This is a genomic window from Brevibacterium jeotgali (assembly GCF_900169175.1).
Classification (GTDB): Bacteria; Actinomycetota; Actinomycetes; order Actinomycetales; family Brevibacteriaceae; genus Brevibacterium; species Brevibacterium jeotgali.
The window spans coordinates 191,284-209,248 of record NZ_FXZM01000005.1 but is presented as its reverse complement, the minus strand read 5'-3'; the positions used below and the strand labels follow the sequence as shown (position 1 = coordinate 209,248).

Annotated in this window: 19 protein-coding genes and 3 tRNA genes; 13 read left to right on the top strand and 9 right to left on the bottom strand. The window is 68.7% G+C overall.

Going from position 1 to position 17,965, the window contains the following annotated elements; translation table 11 throughout:
* The first annotated feature begins 4 nt into the window (after nt 1-4).
* The 8 genes from BJEO58_RS07005 (at nt 5) to purM (ending at nt 7,596) form a co-directional block, all read left to right on the top strand.
* On the top strand, nt 5-994 hold the full coding sequence (locus BJEO58_RS07005) for a hypothetical protein (protein WP_144573892.1): 990 nt from the start codon (nt 5-7) through the stop codon (nt 992-994).
* 34 nt (nt 995-1,028) lie between these two features.
* Nucleotides 1,029-1,493: a DUF3151 domain-containing protein gene (locus BJEO58_RS07000; RefSeq protein WP_101588748.1), complete on the top strand. Its 465-nt coding sequence runs from the start codon at nt 1,029-1,031 to the stop codon at nt 1,491-1,493.
* Nucleotides 1,494-1,497: 4 nt separating this feature from the next.
* A complete protein-coding gene (locus tag BJEO58_RS06995) occupies nt 1,498-2,520 on the top strand; it encodes an asparaginase (RefSeq protein WP_101588747.1) in 1,023 nt (340 codons plus the stop codon).
* A complete protein-coding gene (locus BJEO58_RS06990) occupies nt 2,517-2,915 on the top strand; it encodes a sterol carrier family protein (RefSeq protein WP_101588746.1) in 399 nt (132 codons plus the stop codon). Before BJEO58_RS06995 ends, BJEO58_RS06990 begins: the two co-directional genes overlap by 4 nt.
* A 75-nt stretch (nt 2,916-2,990) precedes the next feature.
* Nucleotides 2,991-4,433 carry an aldehyde dehydrogenase family protein gene (locus BJEO58_RS06985; RefSeq protein WP_101588813.1) on the top strand — a complete coding sequence of 481 codons (1,443 nt, stop codon included), beginning with the start codon at nt 2,991-2,993 and terminating at the stop codon, nt 4,431-4,433.
* Nucleotides 4,434-4,497: 64 nt separating this feature from the next.
* On the top strand, nt 4,498-4,950 hold the full coding sequence (locus tag BJEO58_RS06980; protein ID WP_101588745.1) for a hypothetical protein: 453 nt from the start codon (nt 4,498-4,500) through the stop codon (nt 4,948-4,950).
* Between the two features lie 13 nt (nt 4,951-4,963).
* A complete protein-coding gene (gene purF, locus BJEO58_RS06975) occupies nt 4,964-6,484 on the top strand; it encodes an amidophosphoribosyltransferase (RefSeq protein WP_373270410.1) in 1,521 nt (506 codons plus the stop codon).
* Nucleotides 6,485-6,486: 2 nt separating this feature from the next.
* A complete protein-coding gene (gene purM / locus BJEO58_RS06970; RefSeq protein ID WP_101588743.1) occupies nt 6,487-7,596 on the top strand; it encodes a phosphoribosylformylglycinamidine cyclo-ligase in 1,110 nt (369 codons plus the stop codon).
* A 119-nt stretch (nt 7,597-7,715) separates the two neighbouring features.
* On the opposite strand, the gene BJEO58_RS06965 is transcribed toward purM, so the two are convergent.
* Nucleotides 7,716-7,910: a DUF3073 domain-containing protein gene (locus BJEO58_RS06965; protein ID WP_101588742.1), complete on the bottom strand. Its 195-nt coding sequence runs from the start codon at nt 7,908-7,910 to the stop codon at nt 7,716-7,718.
* Between the two features lie 216 nt (nt 7,911-8,126).
* Between BJEO58_RS06965 and BJEO58_RS06960 the strand changes: the two genes are divergently transcribed.
* Nucleotides 8,127-8,945, top strand: a complete 819-nt coding sequence (locus tag BJEO58_RS06960; protein ID WP_101588741.1) for a DUF8083 family protein — start codon at nt 8,127-8,129, stop codon at nt 8,943-8,945.
* Nucleotides 8,946-9,005: 60 nt separating this feature from the next.
* Entirely contained in the window at nt 9,006-10,274 is a 1,269-nt protein-coding gene (locus BJEO58_RS06955) for an MFS transporter (RefSeq protein ID WP_101588740.1), read from the top strand.
* Between the two features lie 21 nt (nt 10,275-10,295).
* Here BJEO58_RS06955 and BJEO58_RS06950 read toward each other — a convergent pair whose 3' ends face one another.
* The 3 genes from BJEO58_RS06950 to BJEO58_RS06940 form a co-directional block, all read right to left on the bottom strand.
* Nucleotides 10,296-11,318, bottom strand: coding sequence for an acyltransferase family protein (locus BJEO58_RS06950; protein ID WP_180951858.1), 1,023 nt, complete (start codon nt 11,316-11,318; stop codon nt 10,296-10,298).
* A gap of 69 nt (nt 11,319-11,387) precedes the next feature.
* Nucleotides 11,388-12,527, bottom strand: coding sequence for a fatty acid desaturase family protein (locus BJEO58_RS06945; protein WP_101588738.1), 1,140 nt, complete (start codon nt 12,525-12,527; stop codon nt 11,388-11,390).
* A gap of 107 nt (nt 12,528-12,634) precedes the next feature.
* Nucleotides 12,635-12,838: a cold-shock protein gene (locus tag BJEO58_RS06940; RefSeq protein ID WP_101588737.1), complete on the bottom strand. Its 204-nt coding sequence runs from the start codon at nt 12,836-12,838 to the stop codon at nt 12,635-12,637.
* A gap of 505 nt (nt 12,839-13,343) precedes the next feature.
* Here BJEO58_RS06940 and BJEO58_RS06935 point away from each other — a divergent pair.
* A complete protein-coding gene (locus tag BJEO58_RS06935) occupies nt 13,344-14,555 on the top strand; it encodes a globin domain-containing protein (RefSeq protein ID WP_101588736.1) in 1,212 nt (403 codons plus the stop codon).
* Between the two features lie 146 nt (nt 14,556-14,701).
* Here the strand turns inward: BJEO58_RS06935 and BJEO58_RS06930 are convergent, their stop codons facing one another.
* The 4 genes from BJEO58_RS06930 to BJEO58_RS06915 form a co-directional block, all read right to left on the bottom strand.
* Nucleotides 14,702-15,487, bottom strand: coding sequence for a helix-turn-helix domain-containing protein (locus tag BJEO58_RS06930; RefSeq protein ID WP_101588735.1), 786 nt, complete (start codon nt 15,485-15,487; stop codon nt 14,702-14,704).
* A gap of 175 nt (nt 15,488-15,662) precedes the next feature.
* Nucleotides 15,663-15,738 (bottom strand) — tRNA-Phe (locus BJEO58_RS06925).
* Between the two features lie 92 nt (nt 15,739-15,830).
* Nucleotides 15,831-15,904 (bottom strand) — tRNA-Asp (locus BJEO58_RS06920).
* A gap of 45 nt (nt 15,905-15,949) precedes the next feature.
* Nucleotides 15,950-16,022 (bottom strand) — tRNA-Glu (locus BJEO58_RS06915).
* A gap of 158 nt (nt 16,023-16,180) precedes the next feature.
* Between BJEO58_RS06915 and BJEO58_RS06910 the strand changes: the two genes are divergently transcribed.
* The gene (locus BJEO58_RS06910; RefSeq protein WP_101588734.1) at nt 16,181-16,540 is read left to right on the top strand and encodes a metallopeptidase family protein; all 360 of its coding nucleotides are present in this window, start codon (nt 16,181-16,183) and stop codon (nt 16,538-16,540) included.
* Between the two features lie 157 nt (nt 16,541-16,697).
* On the top strand, nt 16,698-17,195 hold the full coding sequence (gene ybaK / locus BJEO58_RS06905; protein ID WP_101588733.1) for a Cys-tRNA(Pro) deacylase: 498 nt from the start codon (nt 16,698-16,700) through the stop codon (nt 17,193-17,195).
* 39 nt (nt 17,196-17,234) lie between these two features.
* Here ybaK and BJEO58_RS06900 read toward each other — a convergent pair whose 3' ends face one another.
* Entirely contained in the window at nt 17,235-17,861 is a 627-nt protein-coding gene (locus tag BJEO58_RS06900; protein ID WP_101588732.1) for an IMPACT family protein, read from the bottom strand.
* Between the last annotated feature and the right edge of the window lie 104 nt (nt 17,862-17,965).

The window sequence follows — 17,965 nt, the reverse complement described above, 5'->3', positions numbered from 1 at the left end:
CCGGGTGGCGAAGAAGAAGCGCGATCGTCGCGGCGACGACCGCATCGAGTCCCTGGCGGATCTGACCCCGGAGCGCGTGAAGGGCAGCAGACGCCGCGGGCCCGAACGTGCGAAGCCGGTGTCCGCGGAGGAACGGGCCGCGTGGGAGGAGCGCGTCGCAGAGGCGGAGGCGGCGAAGGCCGGACGCCGGACGTTCGCCCCGCTCATCGTCGCGGGCGTCGCCGCAGCAGCGGTCCTCGCCCTCATCGGATGGTCCGCCCTGTCCTCCGACGACCCCCCGACGGCGGGGTCCCTGCCGACTCCCGTCATCGCCGCCGTCGGCGGGGGAGCCGCCATCTATCCGGCGAACTCGGCGGAGGCCGTCCGGGAGAACGTCCGGTTCGGCTTCATACCGGCAGTCGACCTCGTGGAGCTGGGCGACGGGACGGTCGCTCTGGGTGCAGGCGGTCAGGAGGCCGGCGAGGACGTGCACGGTGCGTCGTACGCGGACCTGACAGCAGACGAGTTCTCTGACGGCACCATCCCCGCACCGCGGGAGGAGACCAGCACGGGCTCACCGGCGACGTGGGCCGAGGTCTACGAGGACTTCGGCTCCGACACGGTGTTCATGCCGTCGGTCGACTCCGACGCGGTGCTCGACGCGGTGCTCACCTCCGCCCAGGACGCGGAGCGCATCGATGCCGTCATCGTCCGCACCGCCGATGCGGCGCTCGCGGAGCGGACCGCCGACGCGGGCGCGGTGGCACTCTTCGAGGGAGACCCGGACGGGACGTCTCCGACAGACCTCGCCGCGGCGGGATTCGGCATGGTCGCTGTGCGTGCCGATGCCGAACGCGTGGATGAATGGCTGGGATCGGACGTGGGCGTGTGGCTCACCGGTGTGGAGTCCGCCCAGCAGCTCACCGAATCGGCAGACGCGGGCGCACTGGGCGCACTCACCGACGATCCCTTCGCACTCCAGTCCGCAGAGGATGAGGACGGTGCAGAGGGCTGATCGCCCACTGAGGTGCGTGTCCTATTGTGAGGGCATGAGCCAGAACCTCGGTAACCCCTCGCACATCGGCAACCTCGACGCGGCGCAGCTGGGCCCGCAGCCCACCTACCTTCCCGATGACCACCCGGACGTCGACGCGAAGCGCCGCCTGGACGCGGGCGAAGAACCGGTCGACGTCGCGAGCATCCTCCCCTCGTCGTGCCTCGCATGGGCCGAACTCGCGGACGAGGCGTTCGACGAGGGCCGCACGGTCGACTCCTACGCGTATGCGCGGGTCGGCTACCACCGCGGGCTCGATGCCCTGCGCGGCGCGGGGTGGCGCGGAGCGGGGCCGATCCCCTGGACGCACGAGATCAACCGCGGATTCCTCCGCTCGCTCTACGCGCTGGGACGCGCGGCGGCGAGCATCGGCGAATCGGAGGAGGCCGCGCGGGTGGAGAAGTTCCTGAACGACTCCGATCCGACGGCGATGGAGCAGATCGCCGGGAACCGGGGCTGACCCCGTGCCGTCGGCTGCGACCTTCTCTGCAGACGCCGCGGTCGAACTGGCGGTCGTCGAGCGATCGGGCTTCGTCGAGTCCCGGCACGTGGGCTCCGCCGTGCTCCTCGACCCGTCCGGAACGCCCGCGGCGGTACTCGGATCGGTGGACGCGCCGGTCTTCGTGCGCTCGACTCTCAAGCCGCTCCAGGCGATCGCGAGCATGCGGATGGGAGCGGAGCTCACGGGTCCGGCACTGGGGCTTGCGACCGCATCGCACCGGGCGGAGCAGCGGCACATCGATGTCGTGACGGAGATGCTGGCCTCCGCCGGTCTGGACGCATCGCACCTGCGCTGCCCGGCCGTCGCACCCGCCGACCGCACGACGCGCAACGCGCGGTCGGCGGCAGGGCAGCCCACCTCCCGACTGCACTTCAACTGCTCCGGGAAGCACGCCGCGTTCCTCATGGCGGCCGTCGCCGGCGGGCACGCCACGGACTCCTATCTGGATCCCACCCACCCCGTGCAGCGAGAGGTCGAACGGGTGGTCGAGGAGTTCACGGGCGCCCCGCCGCTGGCGGTCGGGGTCGACGGATGCGGCGCCCCTGTCCACGCACTCACGCTCACCGCGCTCGCCACCGCGATCTCGCATGCGGCGAGACGAGCCGACGAGCACAGCGCCCGACTCATGGACGGCGTCTTCGCGCATCCCTGGACGATCGAGGGCGGAGGTGGGCCCAACACCACGGTCATCGAAGATCTGGGGATCTTCGCGAAGTTCGGGGCGGAGGGCGTCATGGTCATGGCGACCCGCACCGGCTGGTCCGTCGCGGTGAAATGCCTCGACGGCTCGACGCGCCCCACGACGCTGACTGCGCTGCGCCTGCTGGAGGCGAGCGGCGAGGTGTCCGCTGACGCCGTTCAGCGAGTCATCGACCGGCTGGCGCAGCACGTCACCGGCGGCATCGACGAGGCCGGGCGGACGGTCCACGTGGGCCGCCTGCGCGAGGGTGCGGCTCTGCGGTCGCGCGGGGGAGAGGACCGATGAGCGCGAAGCGCAGGACGGACCCCGCAGTCGGGCAGCAGGCTCTGGCCGCCTGGTGCTCCGCGCGGACCTGCTCCGCATCCGGCATCGATCGCAGGACGCTCGCCACCGCCGTGCGCTACGCGCTCGAGGAGTTCGCAGCCCGCCATCCGGGCGGGAGCGTCGAGGTGCGGGTGCCGCCGTTCGGCGTGACACAGGCGGTCGCAGGGCCCCGGCACACGCGGGGCACTCCACCCAGCACCGTCGAGTCCGACCCGAGCACGTGGCTGGCGCTCGTCACCGGTGACGCGGACTTCGCCGCGGCCGTCGGACAGAACTCCGTCGCCGCGTCCGGCGTCCGGTCGGACATCAGTCACCTGCTGCCGCTCTTCGATGCGCAGGGCCGCTCCCTGGGCTGACGGCATCGGTCGCGCGCTGATCCACTCAACGGACGCACACTGCGGACCCGGCGATCCGTGGTGTTCAATGGCCTCATGACCGCTCCCACACTGCAGACCACGTCGTTCATCGGCGGCCGTCACCTCCCCACGCTGAAGACCTACCCCAACATCGACCCCGCCACCGGGGATCTGATCGGCGATGTCTCCCGCGCGAGCGCCGACGAGGTCGATCGAGCGGTCGCGGCGGCGGCGAAGGCCCAGCGCGAATGGCGCCGCAGCTCACCGGAGCAGCGGTCGACGCTCCTCGTCGCGGCGGGGACTCGGATCCGCGCGAACCGTGAGGAGCTGGCGCGCCTGGAATCGGAGGACACCGGCAAGCCGCTCACCCAGGCGTATGCGGACGTCGACGTCTGCGCCCGGTACTTCGAGTACTACGGCCACACGATCGAGGCGTACTACGGCGCACAGATCCCGATGGCCGACGACATGCACGTCTACACCCGCCGTGAGCCCTACGGGGTGACCGGACACATCGTCGCCTGGAACTATCCGCTCCAGCTCATCGGTCGTGCGGCCGCGACGTCCCTGGCGACCGGGAACTGCGCCGTGGCGAAGCCGGCCGACGAGACCCCGCGCACCACGGTCCGCCTCGCGGAGATCATCCAGGAAGCGGGATTCCCCCGCGGCGCCTTCAACGTGGTCGTCGGGCTGGGTGCGGAGGCCGGCGATGCGCTGGCGAAGCACCCCGGTGTCGCGCATCTGGGGTTCGTGGGCTCGACCGCGACGGGCTCGCTCATCGCGCATGCGGCGGCCGACCGCGTCATCCCCACCGTGCTCGAACTGGGCGGGAAGTCGGCGAACGTCGTCTTCCCGGACGCGGACATCGACGGCGCGGTGCCCAGCCTCGTGCGCTCCTTCATCCAGAACGCCGGTCAGACCTGCTCTGCGGGCGCCCGCCTCCTCGTCCACGCGTCGGTGCACGACGAGGTCGTCGAGAAGATGGGCCGGGCAGTCGCGGAGATCACCGTGGGCCGCGGGACCGACGATCCGGGTCTGGGTCCGCTCGTCTCGAGCAGGCAGCTGGACCGCGTGCAGGGGTTCCTGAACGAGCTCGACCCGGCGCAGGTGGCAGTGGGCGGAGGCCGGCCCGCGGGGCTGGGCGGCGTGCTGGAGAACGGTGCGTTCGTCTCCCCGACGATCGTCACGGGGGTGGACCCCGCACAGCGCATCTTCCACGAAGAGGTGTTCGGGCCGGTCGTCGCGGTGTCGACCTTCGAGGACGACGAGGAGGCCCTCGCGCTGGCCAACGGCACGGAGTACGGCCTGGTGTCCGCCGTCTGGACCCGGGACCTGTCGCGTGCGCACCGTCTGGCGCACGAGATCGAGGCGGGCCAGGTGTTCGTGAACACCTACGGCGCGGGCGGCGGCGTCGAACTGCCGTTCGGCGGGTACAAGAAGTCCGGGTACGGGCGTGAGAAGTCCATCGAGGCGTTCGACGAGTACACGCAGACGAAGACCGTCGTCATCAAGCTGTGAACGGGATCCGCCGCGACGATTAGAATGGTGGGCATCCCGTCACCCCGTCACTGAGCAGGAGCCGATGAGCGACCCCGATATCCGGATGACAGACGACGTCGACGTAGTCGTCCGCCGCACGCCCCGTTTCCGGGCCTTCCTCCTCCTGGGGGTCCTCCTCGGATTCATCGCGGCAGGCGTGCTGGTCGTTCTGCCCGTGGACACCTCGGCGCTCACGAGCGACTATTCGATCGGTGCGACGATGGCGCTCCTCATGCTGCTGCTGGGCATGCTCGGCGCAGGGCTCGGGCTGGGGGTGGCGCTCATCCTCGATCGCCTCAACGCGCGGAAGGTCCGCACCTACACGGTGCGGGGCGAGTACATCGCCAGGAAGGCTCCAGCCGGCGCGACTCCCGAGTTCGGGCAGAACGGGAATGCCGCGGCGTCCACCGCAGACGATCAGTCCCCTGCCGGAGCGGACGGCTCAGCGTCGGCGGCAGAGGGCGAACAGAGGCCCCAGGGCGATGTGGAACAATGACGACGTGCCAGCCGTGAACCTGTCCAGCGTCGCCCGCGACGCGAGCGCCCCCACGCCCTCGCAGTCCTCCGAACGGCCCGAAGGCCTCGAACCGCCACCCGGGGAGGAGTGCGGCGTCTTCGGCGTCTGGGCACCCGGTGAAGAAGTGGCCAGGCTGACGTACTTCGGCCTCTATGCGCTGCAGCATCGTGGTCAGGAGTCCGCGGGGGTCGCCGCCAGCAATGGCCAGCAGATCCTCGTGTACCGCGACATGGGGCTCGTGTCGTCCGTCTTCCGGGAGTCCGACCTCGAGACCCTGCCCGGTCACATCGCGATCGGACACACGCGGTACTCGACAGCGGGTGCGTCCTCCTGGGAGAACGCGCAGCCCACGCTGGGACCCACTCCGTTCGGTGCCCTCGCCCTCGCCCACAACGGCAACCTCACGAATGTCGAGACCCTCGAGGCGATGGCGGAGGACGTGCACGCGAACCACCAGCAGACCGTGGCGCGCGCGACGAACAAGACCCTGCGCACGCGCGGCCACCGGGACTCCTCGAGCGACACATCGCTCATCACGAAGCTGCTCGGGTCCTCGGAGAAGGCATCGCTGCACGACGCGGCGATGGAGCTGCTGCCGTCGCTGGAGGGCGCCTTCAGCCTCACCTTCATGGACGAGGGAACGCTCTACGCCGCTCGTGACCGCCACGGCGTGCGTCCCCTGTCGCTGGGACGTCTGGAGAACGGCTGGGTCGTCGCATCGGAGACGGCCGCGCTCGACATCGTCGGTGCGACGTTCGTCCGCGAGGTGGAACCGGGTGAGCTGATCGCGATCGATGAGGACGGACTGCGTTCGGAGCGCTTCGCGGAGAAGAAGCTCGCACAGTGCGTCTTCGAGTACGTGTACGTCGCACGACCGGACAGCGTCCTGGCGGGCCGTACCGTCCACGCCGCCCGCGCAGAGATGGGCCGCGTCCTGGCGCGCGAGCACCCGGTCGACGCGGACATGGTCATCGCGACCCCGGAGTCCGGGGTGCCCGCCGCCGTGGGATACGCGGAGGAGTCCGGCATCCCATTCGGGCAGGGGCTCATGAAGAACGCCTATGTGGGCCGCACCTTCATCCAGCCCACCCAGTCGCTGCGACAGCTGGGCATCCGTCTCAAGCTCAACCCGCTGCGCGAGAACATCGAGGGCAAGCGCCTGATCGTCGTCGACGATTCGATCGTGCGCGGAAACACCCAGCGCGCGCTCGTGAAGATGCTGCGCGCCGCGGGGGCGAAGGAGATCCACGTCCGGATCTCATCGCCACCGGTCAAGTGGCCCTGCTTCTACGGCATCGACTTCGCCAGCCGCGCAGAGCTGATCGCCAACGGCCTGGACGTGGAAGAGATCTGCCAGAACCTGGGAGCGGACAGCCTGGGCTACATCTCGCTGGACGGCATGATCTCCGCCACGCGCCAGCCGCGCGAGGACCTGTGCACGGCGTGCTTCTCCGGCAGCTACCCGATCCCGGTGGAGGGCCCCGGGATGGAATTCACACACACGAGGACATGACGATGACGCGTTCGAACGACGATTCCCGGCCATCCGGCACCACGTACGCCGCCGCCGGCGTGGACGTGGAGGCCGGTGACCGCGCAGTCGAGCTGATGAAGGCGGCGGTGTCCGCGACGCACACCCCTCAGGTGGTGGGCGGCGTGGGCGGCTTCGCCGGTCTCTTCGACGCCACTGCACTCAAGGACTACCGCCGGCCGCAGCTCGCGACGTCGACGGACGGCGTGGGGACGAAGGTCGCGCTGGCGCAGCAGCTGGACATCCACGACACGATCGGCCACGACCTCGTGGGCATGGTCGTCGACGACATCGTCGTCATCGGGGCGAAGCCGCTGTTCATGACCGATTACATCGCGTGCGGCAGAGTCGTCCCGGACCGCATCGCCGCGATCGTCCGAGGCATCGCGGAAGCGTGCCAGAGCGCAGGGGTCGCGCTGATCGGCGGCGAGACCGCTGAGCACCCCGGCCTGCTGGGCGACGACGAGTACGACGTGGCAGGTGCCGCGACGGGCGTCGTCGAGGCCGACCAGGTCCTGGGTGCTCATCGTGTGCAGGCGGGCGACGTGCTCGTGGGCCTTCCGGCTTCGGGGCTGCACTCGAACGGCTACTCGCTGGTGCGGCGCATCCTCGCGGATACCGGCTGGTCGTTGGACCGTGAGGTCGCGGAGTTCGGCCGCTCGCTGGGCGAAGAGGTCCTCACCCCGACGCGCGTGTACGCGGGCCCGCTGCTGGCGCTCATCTCAGAGCTTCCGGGCGCTGTGCACTCGATCTCCCACGTCACGGGCGGTGGACTCAGCGCGAATGTCGCACGAGTCCTCCCGCAGGGCACGGTGGGCGTCATGCGCCGCGCCTCGTGGACCGTGCCGGCAGTGTTCGATGTGCTGGGCGACCTCGGGCGCGTCCCCCGACTCGACCGGGAGCGCACGTGGAACCAGGGAGTGGGCATGGTGCTCGCAGTCGACCCCGAGCGCGTCGACGACGTGCTGAGCGCCTACCCCGGAGCCTGGGAGCTGGGCGATGTCCGCGCTGACGACGGAGCTTTCGGTGCGGACGAGGCCTACGTCCAGGGTGCGAAGGGCGTCGACGCCGGTGCTGCGATCCTCACCGACTGACTGGGGGTGAGCGGTTCCTGCTGCGGCGTCGGGGCGTCAGCCTCGACCGTGAATGCGTGAGGGGCGGGGAGACCGGATGGTCTTCCCGCCCCTCACGTCATGAGTGACGACGGTACCCGTCAGCGCTCCTCGCTGTCGTCGTCTTCGTCGACCTCGTCGTACGTGTCCGCGTACATCGAGAGGTCGTCGTCATCCGACACCGCGGATTCCTTGCCCAGCTCACGCTGCAGCGCGCTGAGGTCCGTGTCCGGGCTGTAGTACTTGAGCTTCCGAGCGACCTTGATCTGCTTCGCCTTGGCGCGACCGCGACCCACTGGCCTGACCCCCTCCGTGCTCATCCAGGGCGGGTGACATGAGGTCCCTGGCCCGTCTTGAATCGTTCTCCGGAGCATCCTACCTCTTCGCGGCAACCGTAGCCATTCCGGGACACGGTCCGAAGCCGGGCTCGAACACTGCCCTTCCAGACGGAGGGCGGTGCTTCGGACGTTCCCTGGGCGCAGAGGACCACCCTCGCGGATAGGCTTGTGCCCATGTCATTCACACGTCCGTACGAGCTCTGTCTGCGGGTCTTCGAGCCCCTTGCCGCCCATCCCGACTGGCAGCGCGGCGGCCTGGAGGCCAACAGAGAGCGGATCGAATCAGCACTGCGGCAGGATGCGGACGACCGGCTGGTCGTGCTGCCCCCCGAACCCATGCCTCCTGCGACTCCGAGCATGCGCATGTACCTGCCTGCTTCGCAGACCTCCGATGGGATCGACAGGGTCTGGCCCGTCCAGCAGGACGTGCTGTCCTGGAGCGCGATCCGCGAGCTGGAGGAAGCAGTGCCCAACGCTCTGCTCGACCCGCTGGTGCCGCGCAGTGTGCGCCGTGAGGCGTCGATGGAGCGGATGGATTGGCTGCGGCGCGAGGACGGCGACCTGGTGTACGCGCAGATGGGCGCGTGGCACGTCCCGTTCCAGTGGTGGCTCGCCTTCGACGAGTCGGTCGACCAGGTCATCGAGGAGGAGGGTCCCGACGGATCGACGCGCATCCGCGTGCGCGCGGAGATCATGAGCGCCTCCGCACGTGTGGACTGGGCGCGCGACATCCTGGCGGAGAGCACTCCACCCGGCGGTGCGGGGACGATCGTCTCCGACTTCGCAGAGTGGTTGGACGGCTTCGACTTCAACTCGATCCTCGAACTCGACCTCGGGGGGATGTCCGCAGCCCACTGGGAGAACGACCTGCGCGCGCTGGTCGATGAATGCGTGACCGCACTGGGCGATGACGACTCCGAGCGCGCCGCGAACGCCTTCGGCCGGTACATGCACGGTGTGGAGACCCAGCGCCTGCAGGCGCGCGCGAACTGACGGAGACGCAGCCGACGTGCGAAAGGACATCGCAGGACTGCGGGGGACGCGGGGCGCGGCGTGAGCGGGTCCGGTCGTCGCTGGCTGTGGCTCCTCGTCGGGTCGGCGATCCTCACACAGACGACGCTCAACCTCGTCCGTCCCACCGTGAGCTACCAGCTGTTGGGGATGGGCGCGGACGCGGGCGTCGTCGGCGCAGTCACCTCCGCCTATGCGCTGCTCCCCCTGGTGCTCGTGCTGTGGCTGGGGCGGCTCACGGAGAGGACACCCCGCCTGTCCGTCCTGGTCGCCGTGGCTGCGGTGGTCTTCTCCGCGTCCTGTCTGCTCCTCTCGATCGCGACCACGATCTGGGTCGTGGCCCTGGCCACCGTCGTGCTGGGTGTCGCCCACATCGTGTTCACCATCGCGGGACAGGCGGCCATCGCGCGCTATCTGCCCTCCGAAGAGCTGGATCGGGGCTTCGGCTGGTTCACGGCCGGGTTCGCGGTCGGTCAGCTGATCGGGCCGGTCCTCGGCGGCCTGATGCTGGGCGCGGACGCAGGCCCGGGCGACCGCACTGCGGCCATCGGCCTGATCATGCTCGTCGGTGCGGCGGTGTCGCTGGCGGCGGTTCCCGTGATCGCCCCGCTGCTCCTCGGCCGGGCACTGCCCGGCTCGAGTGCTGGCGCACCGGGTGCGGAGGACCCGCAGCCGAGGCCCCCGCAGTCGTCCGCTGATGCGGGGCCCGATGCTGCCGCTGCCTCTGCGGCAGCCCCCACGATGCGCGGAATCCTGCGCGTGCGGTCGGTTCCCTCGCACATGGTCGCCTCCCTCGCCCTGCTCGCGATGGTGGACCTGCTCATCGCCTTCCTCCCGGTCGTGGGGGAGCAGCAGGACGTGTCCCCGGTGTGGGTCGGCGTGTTCCTCGCGGTGCGTGCCGGCGCGACGATCCTGTCGCGGATCGTCCTGCCGTGGCTGTCTGCGCGCTTCAGGCGGTCAGACCTCGTGATCGTCAGTCTCCTGGGTGCGGGCGTCATGATCGTCGCCACTCCGTCGACTCTCATGTGGCCGACCGTCACGATCGTGCTCATGGCCATCGGCGGGTTCTTCCTGGGCCTGGGACAGCCGCTCACCATGACTCTCATCGTGCAGGCGGTGCCGATGACGTGGCGGAGCACCGCGCTGGCGGTGCGGCTCATGGGGAACCGGCTGGGGCAGGTGGCTCTGCCGATGGCGGCAGGAGCCGTCGCTTCCACTGTGGGGCCGGCAGGCGCGATCTGGTTCGCAGGACTGCTGCTCGTCATCAGCGGCGGGGAGAAGTCGCTGAGACGGCGCCGGCGAACGACCTGACCCGTGAGGAGATCGGGTCGATCACCGCGGAGTTCGTCGCGGATTGACCGTGTCGCCCGACCGCGCCGGTGCGGGGGCGGGCGGCGCGGGCCACGTGAAGAGGACCGTGCGGCCGAGCGGCACCATAGCGAGCGGGAGGGCGAGCCCAGCGATGCAGAGGATCGTGACGACTGCCCGGGCGTCGGTGATCCCGAGTGCATCGATGGACTCGAATGCGACTGTGATCGCTGTCAGGTTGACCAGGTAGACGACGATCGATCCGCGTCCTGCCCACTCGAGGAACCTGATGCGAGGGATGCGCGGGGCCAGCCACAGGACGCCGAGCACTCCGACGAGCGATATGAGGAACGTCGAGAATCCCATCGCGGTCCGCAGCTCGCGGTCATGGGCTGCGATGTATCCCCACACGACGGTGAAGGCGAGCATCGCCGAGGGCAGTGCGGGGTGCAGTCGCTGCCACGTGTGCAGATACCTGCTCACGGCCGCGCCGACGAAGAAGAACGCGCCGTACCAGAGGACCTTCTGGCCGTACTCGGCCCATGACCCGTCGGAGACGATGAACGTCGCGGCGATCGCCAGGGGGACCGGAAGCGCCCAGGACGGCAGGAAGCGGGTGAGCGGCGCGACTGCGTAGCAGACGATGAGGACCGACAGGAACCACATGTGCTGCCAGCCCATGAGCATCGCCGGGACGTCTGTGAAGAGCCGCAGCGGGTCGTCATCGGTCCAGAGGACTTCGAAGCAGACGACGACGATGGCGGTCCACAGGGCGAAGGGCCAGACGAGCCCGCGCAGCTTGCCCGCCGTGTACGTCTTCAGCGGCTTCGCCAGCGAGCGCGGCAGGAGGAGTCCGGAGAGGAAGAAGAGCAGAGGCATCCGGAACGGCTGCATCGCCTCCCCGAACCGCAGCAGTGCGTCGGGAGTCCCGGGCACGCGCTCGGCGACCGGGTACTGGATGTGGAACAGTGCGACGAGGAGCACCGCGAGCCCGCGGAGCATGTCCATCCACCCGGCGCGGGTCCGCGCGGTCTCTGTGTCAGCCATCCCCATCAGCGTACGGGAGGTGAACGGAGCACCGGGCGGTGAGGCCGGCCTCGGCGGTGATGGTGCGGGTCAGCCGCGGCGGTACTCAGCCATCATCGGGCAGTCGAACGGGTCGCGCGCGGCGAGGCCCACACGATTGAGGTAGCCGATGACGATGCCGTAGGACTGGAGCAGTCCGGTCTCCGTGTAGGGGACACCCAGCTCGCGGCACTTCTCGAGCACGATCCGACGGGCCTTCGCGAGGTGCCGGCGCGGCATGCTGGGGAAGAGGTGGTGCTCGATCTGGTAGTTGAGTCCTCCCATGAACCAGGTCGCCCACCAGCCGCCCCGGATGTTGCGGGACGTGCGGACCTGCTTCGAGAAGAAGTCCATCTTGACGCTGTGGTCGATGATGGGCATCCCCTTGTGGTTCGGCGCGAACGATGCGCCCATGTAGACGCCGAACACCGCCAGCTGGACCCCGAGGAACGCGAATGCCATGCCCAGCGGCAGGAACATGAAGAGCGGGATGAGGTACGCGGGAAAGCGAATGGCGAGAAGTGTGAGCTCGATCCAGCGGTGCTTGACCTTGCCGCGCGAACACAGGTGGAGGATCCCCTGGACGTGCAGGTTGATCCCTTCGAGGGTGAGGAGGGGGAAGAAGAGCCAGCCCTGGTAGCTCTGCAGCCACCTGATGGGTCCCTTCGTCTGAGCTGCGTCCGTCGCGACGAATGACAGTGCGCCGGGTGCGATGTCCGGGTCCTTCTGCACCTTGTTCGGGTTCGCGTGGTGGCGCGAGTGCTTCGAATCCCACCACGAGTAGCTCATGCCGACGAACCCGCCGAAGAATATCGAGAGGCGATCGTTCGCGGGGCCGGACGACAGGATGGTGCGGTGCGCTGCCTCGTGGGCGAGGAACGCGACCTGCGTGAAGAGGATGCCCAGAGCCGCAGCGATGAGGAGCTGGAACCAGCTGTCGCCGAGAAGGACGAATCCCACGCCGCATGCGATGAATCCGATGACGAGAGCCGCACCGATGAGTGCGTAGAACCACGGTGTCCGCGCGAGCAGACCCTCGGCGCGGACGACTTTCGAGACCTCCAGATACGACTTCGCCAGAGGGGGGAACGGGAGCGTATGCACCAGGCCGGATTCCTGGGCGGGGGAACTCGTGATGGGGCTGGCGGAGGAGGGGGAAGTCGTGAGCTCTGAAGGAGCAGATGCAGGCATGTATGTCTACCGCTTCTTGTCGTGGGGCAGCATTGTCGGGGCCCCAGTGTGATGAATGGAGAACGGGGGTGGAAGGTCAAAGACCTTCCACCCCCGTTCACTGAAGATCAGAGAGCCTGGACTCGCGTCGCCTGCATGCCCTTGGGGCTGGACTCTGCGTCGAAGTCGACTGCCTGACCCTCTTCGAGGCTGCGGTAGCCGGAGCCCTCGATAGCGCTGAAGTGGGTGAAGACGTCAGCGGACCCATCGCTGGGCTCGATGAAGCCGAAGCCCTTTTCCGCGTTGAACCACTTGACGGTGCCTGTAGCCATACTGCATATCCTTTGTGTACGGGCCACCCACCTGAGTGACCGTGTTTTCCGAGCCGATTACCGGTCCGGAGATCTGGGGGATGCACACCTGAGAGTGTGCGGTGCATCCGACGCTGTGCGCCGGACGGGTGAGGGTCATCCGTGGAGGCGGCTTGGTGGGGCACGCAACGGTGCGTGCAGTGCCTGCCTGCGGATGGTGAGAGGTGAAGCGAGTGAAGAAGATGAAATATCGTTTCGTCGGGCCTTGACGGCTGGTCGAATATTCGCCGGGTACAGAGGGGCATGTCGACCGGAGTGGCTCTCCGACTGACTCAGCGGTAGTGGCTTCGAACGCCTTGTGGACGTCTGGCTGCCGCACCGATTGATTTCATCCTAGCACGGCGGATCGGATTCGATGCATCGGCAGGATCCCGAATAATCACGGTCGAACCGGAGGCGCGCAATCGCGCGGCGGAGGAGGATCGGACCGTACTCACCCACCGTGACCACGAGAGGAAGGCACCCCATGAAGCTGTCCCCTGATTCTGAAGCCGTCGTCGCAGCGACGGCGGAGGTCGTCGCCGCGCATGCGGAGGAGATCACGACCGTCTTCTACCGCGACATGTTCGACGCGCACCCGGAGCTGCTCAACGTGTTCAACGTCGCCAATCAGGCGGTCGGGGAGCAGCCCAAGGCGCTCGCGGCCTCTGTGGTGGCCTTCGCGGTGAACCTCATCGATCCGGACGCGCCGGACTTCACCCCGATCATGCAGCGGATCGCGCACAAGCACGTGTCCCTGGGCATCAAGGCGCGCGAGTACACGATCGTGGGCCGCTACCTGCTGGGTGCGGTGGGGAAGGTGCTGGGCGACGCGGTGACGCCGGAGGTCGGCCAGGCGTGGGACGAGGTGTACTGGCTGTTCGCCACGTCGCTCATCGCGGAGGAAGCGAAGCTGTATGCGGAAGCGGGGACCGACCCGGAGGAGCCGTGGCGGCAGTACCGCGTGGTTGAGCGCTTCGAGGAATCCGACGAGGTCTTCTCCCTGCTGTTGGCACCGGTGTCGGGCCAGATCCCCAGCCACCGCACGGGCCAGTACGTCGCGATCGCCGTCGATGTCCCCGGTGGGACGCGGCAGCCGCGGCAGTACACGATCTCGTCCGGGCCGCGCGGCGATTCGATCCGCGTGACGATCAAGCGGGTCCGCGGTGTCGACGGTGCGCCCGATGGCCAGGTGTCCGGGTGGCTCCACGAGAACGCGGTGCCCGGTACGGTCCTCGACGTGTCGCAGCCTGCCGGCGACGTGATCCTGGATGAGTCCGATTCGCCGGTCGTCCTCGTGTCCGCGGGCATCGGGATCACGCCTGTCGCCGCGATCCTCGAGGACCTGTCCCGCCGGCAGCCGGACCGCACGGTGCGGCTCTTCCACGCGGACAAGTCGCACGGCCAGCACGCCCTGTACGACGGTCTGCGCCGGCAGGTGCTGGCGATGTCCGACGCGAAGGCGCAGAACTGGTACGAGGAGGAGGCGGAGTCCGCCCCGACCCTGCATCCCGCGCGCTCGGGCTTCATGGACCTCACCGACGTGGAGCTGCCGGCCGAGGCGCAGGTGTTCATGTGCGGACCGCTGCCCTTCATGCAGATAGCCCGGCGCACCCTGATCTCGCAGGGCGTTCCCAGCGACAGCATCCACTACGAGGTCTTCGGGCCGGATCTCTGGGTGCGGAACCCGGAGGGCTGAAGCACCTGAGCCCACCTGGGCTCGGCTGATCGGATATGCCCGACCACCGGCTCGAAGCGCCGTGTCCGGGCGCGGCGTTTCGAACCGGTGACCGGCAGGTCGCGGAGGTGGGTGACGTGGCGTTCCACCGGGGGTGGGCGATGCCGCTAGTGGCGCTGCTCGTCCCGGCGTCGATCCTGCAGTGAGCGCATTGCATCCGCCGCGTGCTGCTCGAGCTCGGCGTCGTCCTTGTCGCCGTCGATCCCGCCCGGTCTCTTCACCCGTGGGCCCTCGCCGGCAAGCCCCAGGACGAGGACGCAGCGGTCCGGCCCGACGAAGGGGTGGAGCCTTCTCAGTTCGAGCGGTCCGGCGACCTGCTCGAGCTGGTGGCGGACGAGCTTGGCGTGGACGGAGCACACGAGCGGGCGGTCCGTATCGATGAGCTCCTGGTAGAGGCAGGGGACCAGCCCCACCGTGAGATCGTGGTCGTCGACGTCCGGTTCGAGTCCCGCATCGTCAAGATGCTCGTACAGTGCATCGAGCTGGTGGACGGCGTCATCGCCCAGGTCGTCGCTGTGATCGAGATCGGGTTCGATGGCGCGCAGCATCGATCCGCGGGATCTGGCGTCGCCGGCGCGGCGCTCGGCCTCCGGGTTGTGCTCGGCGCGGGTCACGGGGGAGTAGCCCATCGGCGGTCGACCGCGCCTGCCGGTTTCGACGGGAGCGCTCACGACGAGGCCCTCCTCTTCGAGGACGCGCAGGTGATCGCGGGCGGTGTTGATGTGGAGGCTGGCATCGTCGGCGAGAGCTCGCAGCTGCTGACCGGGCTGCCGGTGCACGGCTTGCAGCAGTCGGAGGCGGCTCACCTGTGTGAGCCCCCTGTAGTCATCGACCCGGCGCGGCATGCCGTCAGTGTAGGTGCGGGGCACGGAGGCCTCGCGGTGCATGAGCATCGTTGGACGGTGGCGTCCCACTGTCTGGAACCTCGACGCCCTGACGCCGGACTTCGAACGGCGCACCGAGAGCGCGGCTCGTCGGAACGTGGATACCGGTCGTGACCTCGCCGCGCCGGCCGGAGTCACGAGGGCACGAAGAAGCCCCCTGGCGAACCAGAGGGCTTCTTCGTGATGGTGGCTCCGACCGGCGTCGATCCGGTGACCTTTCGATTTTCAGTCGAACGCTCTACCAACTGAGCTACAGAGCCATATTCGATTGTCGACCTGATCAGCCGAGGCTGAACATGTTGGCCGATGAAAGAACAAAGGCTCTTCTGCGACAGAAGAGCCTCATGCTCCGCGACCCTGACGGGACTCGAACCCGCGACCTCCGCCGTGACAGGGCGGCGCGCTAACCAACTGCGCTACAGGGCCATATTCATTTGTGCGTGTGATGAGCGCGAACGCCTATCGTACACGTACCCCCAACGGGATTCGAACCCGTGTCGCCGCCGTGAAAGGGCGGTGTCCTAGGCCACTAGACGATGGGGGCTTCTAGCGGTCTACCGCCTTTCGGCCTGCGAACCTCCGTAAGCTTAGCCCCATCTTCAGGCGGTTCGCAAATCAGATCAGCCGTGTCCTCCGTCACAGATTCCTCTGCCGATCCCCGCCGCGGAACTTCGGAGCTTCCGCCCTCCCTAGACTGGTCGCATGGACGCGAGCGAGGTCAGTGACGAGCTCTTCGACTCCCTGGTCGATCAGGCGGTGGAGGATCTGCCGCCGGGCGTTGTCGACCACATGGACAATGTCGCCCTCTTCGTCGAGCCGGAACCGCCGGCGGAGACTCCCGGGCTGCTGGGCATCTATGACGGCATTCCCCTCACGGAGAGGGGAGGGGGCTCGTTCAGCTTCGTCCCGCCGGACACCATTACCCTCTTCAAGCACCCGCTGATCGCCTTCGCGGAGGATGTGGAGCACCTGCGTGAGGAGATCCTCGTGACGATCGTCCACGAGATCGCTCACCACTACGGCATCGAGGAGGACCGGCTCCACGAGCTGGGATGGGGCTGAGCTCTGGCGGGCAGAGTCCCGGTGGGCGGGCCCCGGCGGACTGAACTCCGAGGTGCTGAGTCCCGCGGGCGGTCCGGCCGGAACGGAGTGGCGTCATGTGTGACGCAGGTCGCTCGATTTCGTGTGGGTACAGCGTATCTCGTATCGTGGTCGCATCATGTCCCGTCGAACTCAGGTGGTAGCCGCCACGCCCGCACTGCGCGTACTCGGACTGGCCGGTATCGAATACACGGTCCACGAGTACGAGCACGACCCCCGTGCTCGCCGCTACGGCGGCGAAGCAGCAGAGAAGCTGGGCGTCATACCCAACCGGGTCTTCAAGACCCTGCACATCCTCGTCGACTCCGAGCCGGTCAGCGCGCTGGTGCCGGTGTCGGGTCAGCTGGACCTCAAGGCCCTCGCCTCTGCGGCCGGCGGCAAGAAGGCGACACTCGCCGGTGTCGCGGAAGCAGAGCGCCGCACGGGGTACACCGCAGGCGGCATGAGCCCGTTCGGGCAGCGCACCTCCACTCCTGTCTACGTGGACGAATCCGTTCTCGAGCACGACACGGTGTTCATCTCCGCGGGTCGCCGCGGGCTCGAGATCGAGATGCGTCCGAACGATCTGCTGATGCTCACGAACGCGTCCGTCGGCCGGATCGCGCAGCTCGACTGACCTTCCGGCCGGTGACCGTCCGGCCGACTGCCCCGGTGATCACGCCGACCAGGCCGGTGCGCCGATGGCGGGGTCCACTGAACCGGCGCTCACGTCGGCGAGGCTGTGCAGGCCCGCGTCCAGTTCCGCGGGCGGGATGCGGACGGTGACGACGACCTCGGCGCCGTACTCCGATTCCGTGGTCCAGCCTGCGGCACGCGCCATCCGATCGATCGCCGCGGCCAGTGCGTAGTCGACCGTCACCGTCACGGGAACGTGCTGGGAATGCGTCACGATGCGTGCCGTGGCCACAGCCTGCGAGGCGGCGTCGCCGTAGGCGCGCACCAGACCGCCCGCCCCCAGCAGAGTGCCGCCGAAGTAGCGCGTGACGACTGCCAGCACGTAGGTGAGCTCGTGTCCGACGAGGACATCGAGGATGGGGGCGCCCGCGGTGCCGGCAGGTTCGCCGTCGTCGCTGAAGCGGCGCGTGCGGGAATCGGGGTCCAGGACGAACGCGGTGCAGTGGTGCCGTGCTCTGGGGTGGTCGGCGCGACGCTGCGCGATGACCTCGCGAGCACCCTCCTCATCCGGGACGGGCGCGAGAAGACCCAGGAAGCGGGACCGCTTGATCTCGATCTCCGCCTCCACGGCGCCGGTGAGTGTGCGATACGAGGTCGGGGAGGCCATGGTGCGACCCTATCCGTGTGCGAGATCGGACGTATCGTGGGAGGGAAGGCCGGGAGAGCCCGGCACGTCACGGCGGTGCGGGCCGGCCCCCACCCGAAACCCTG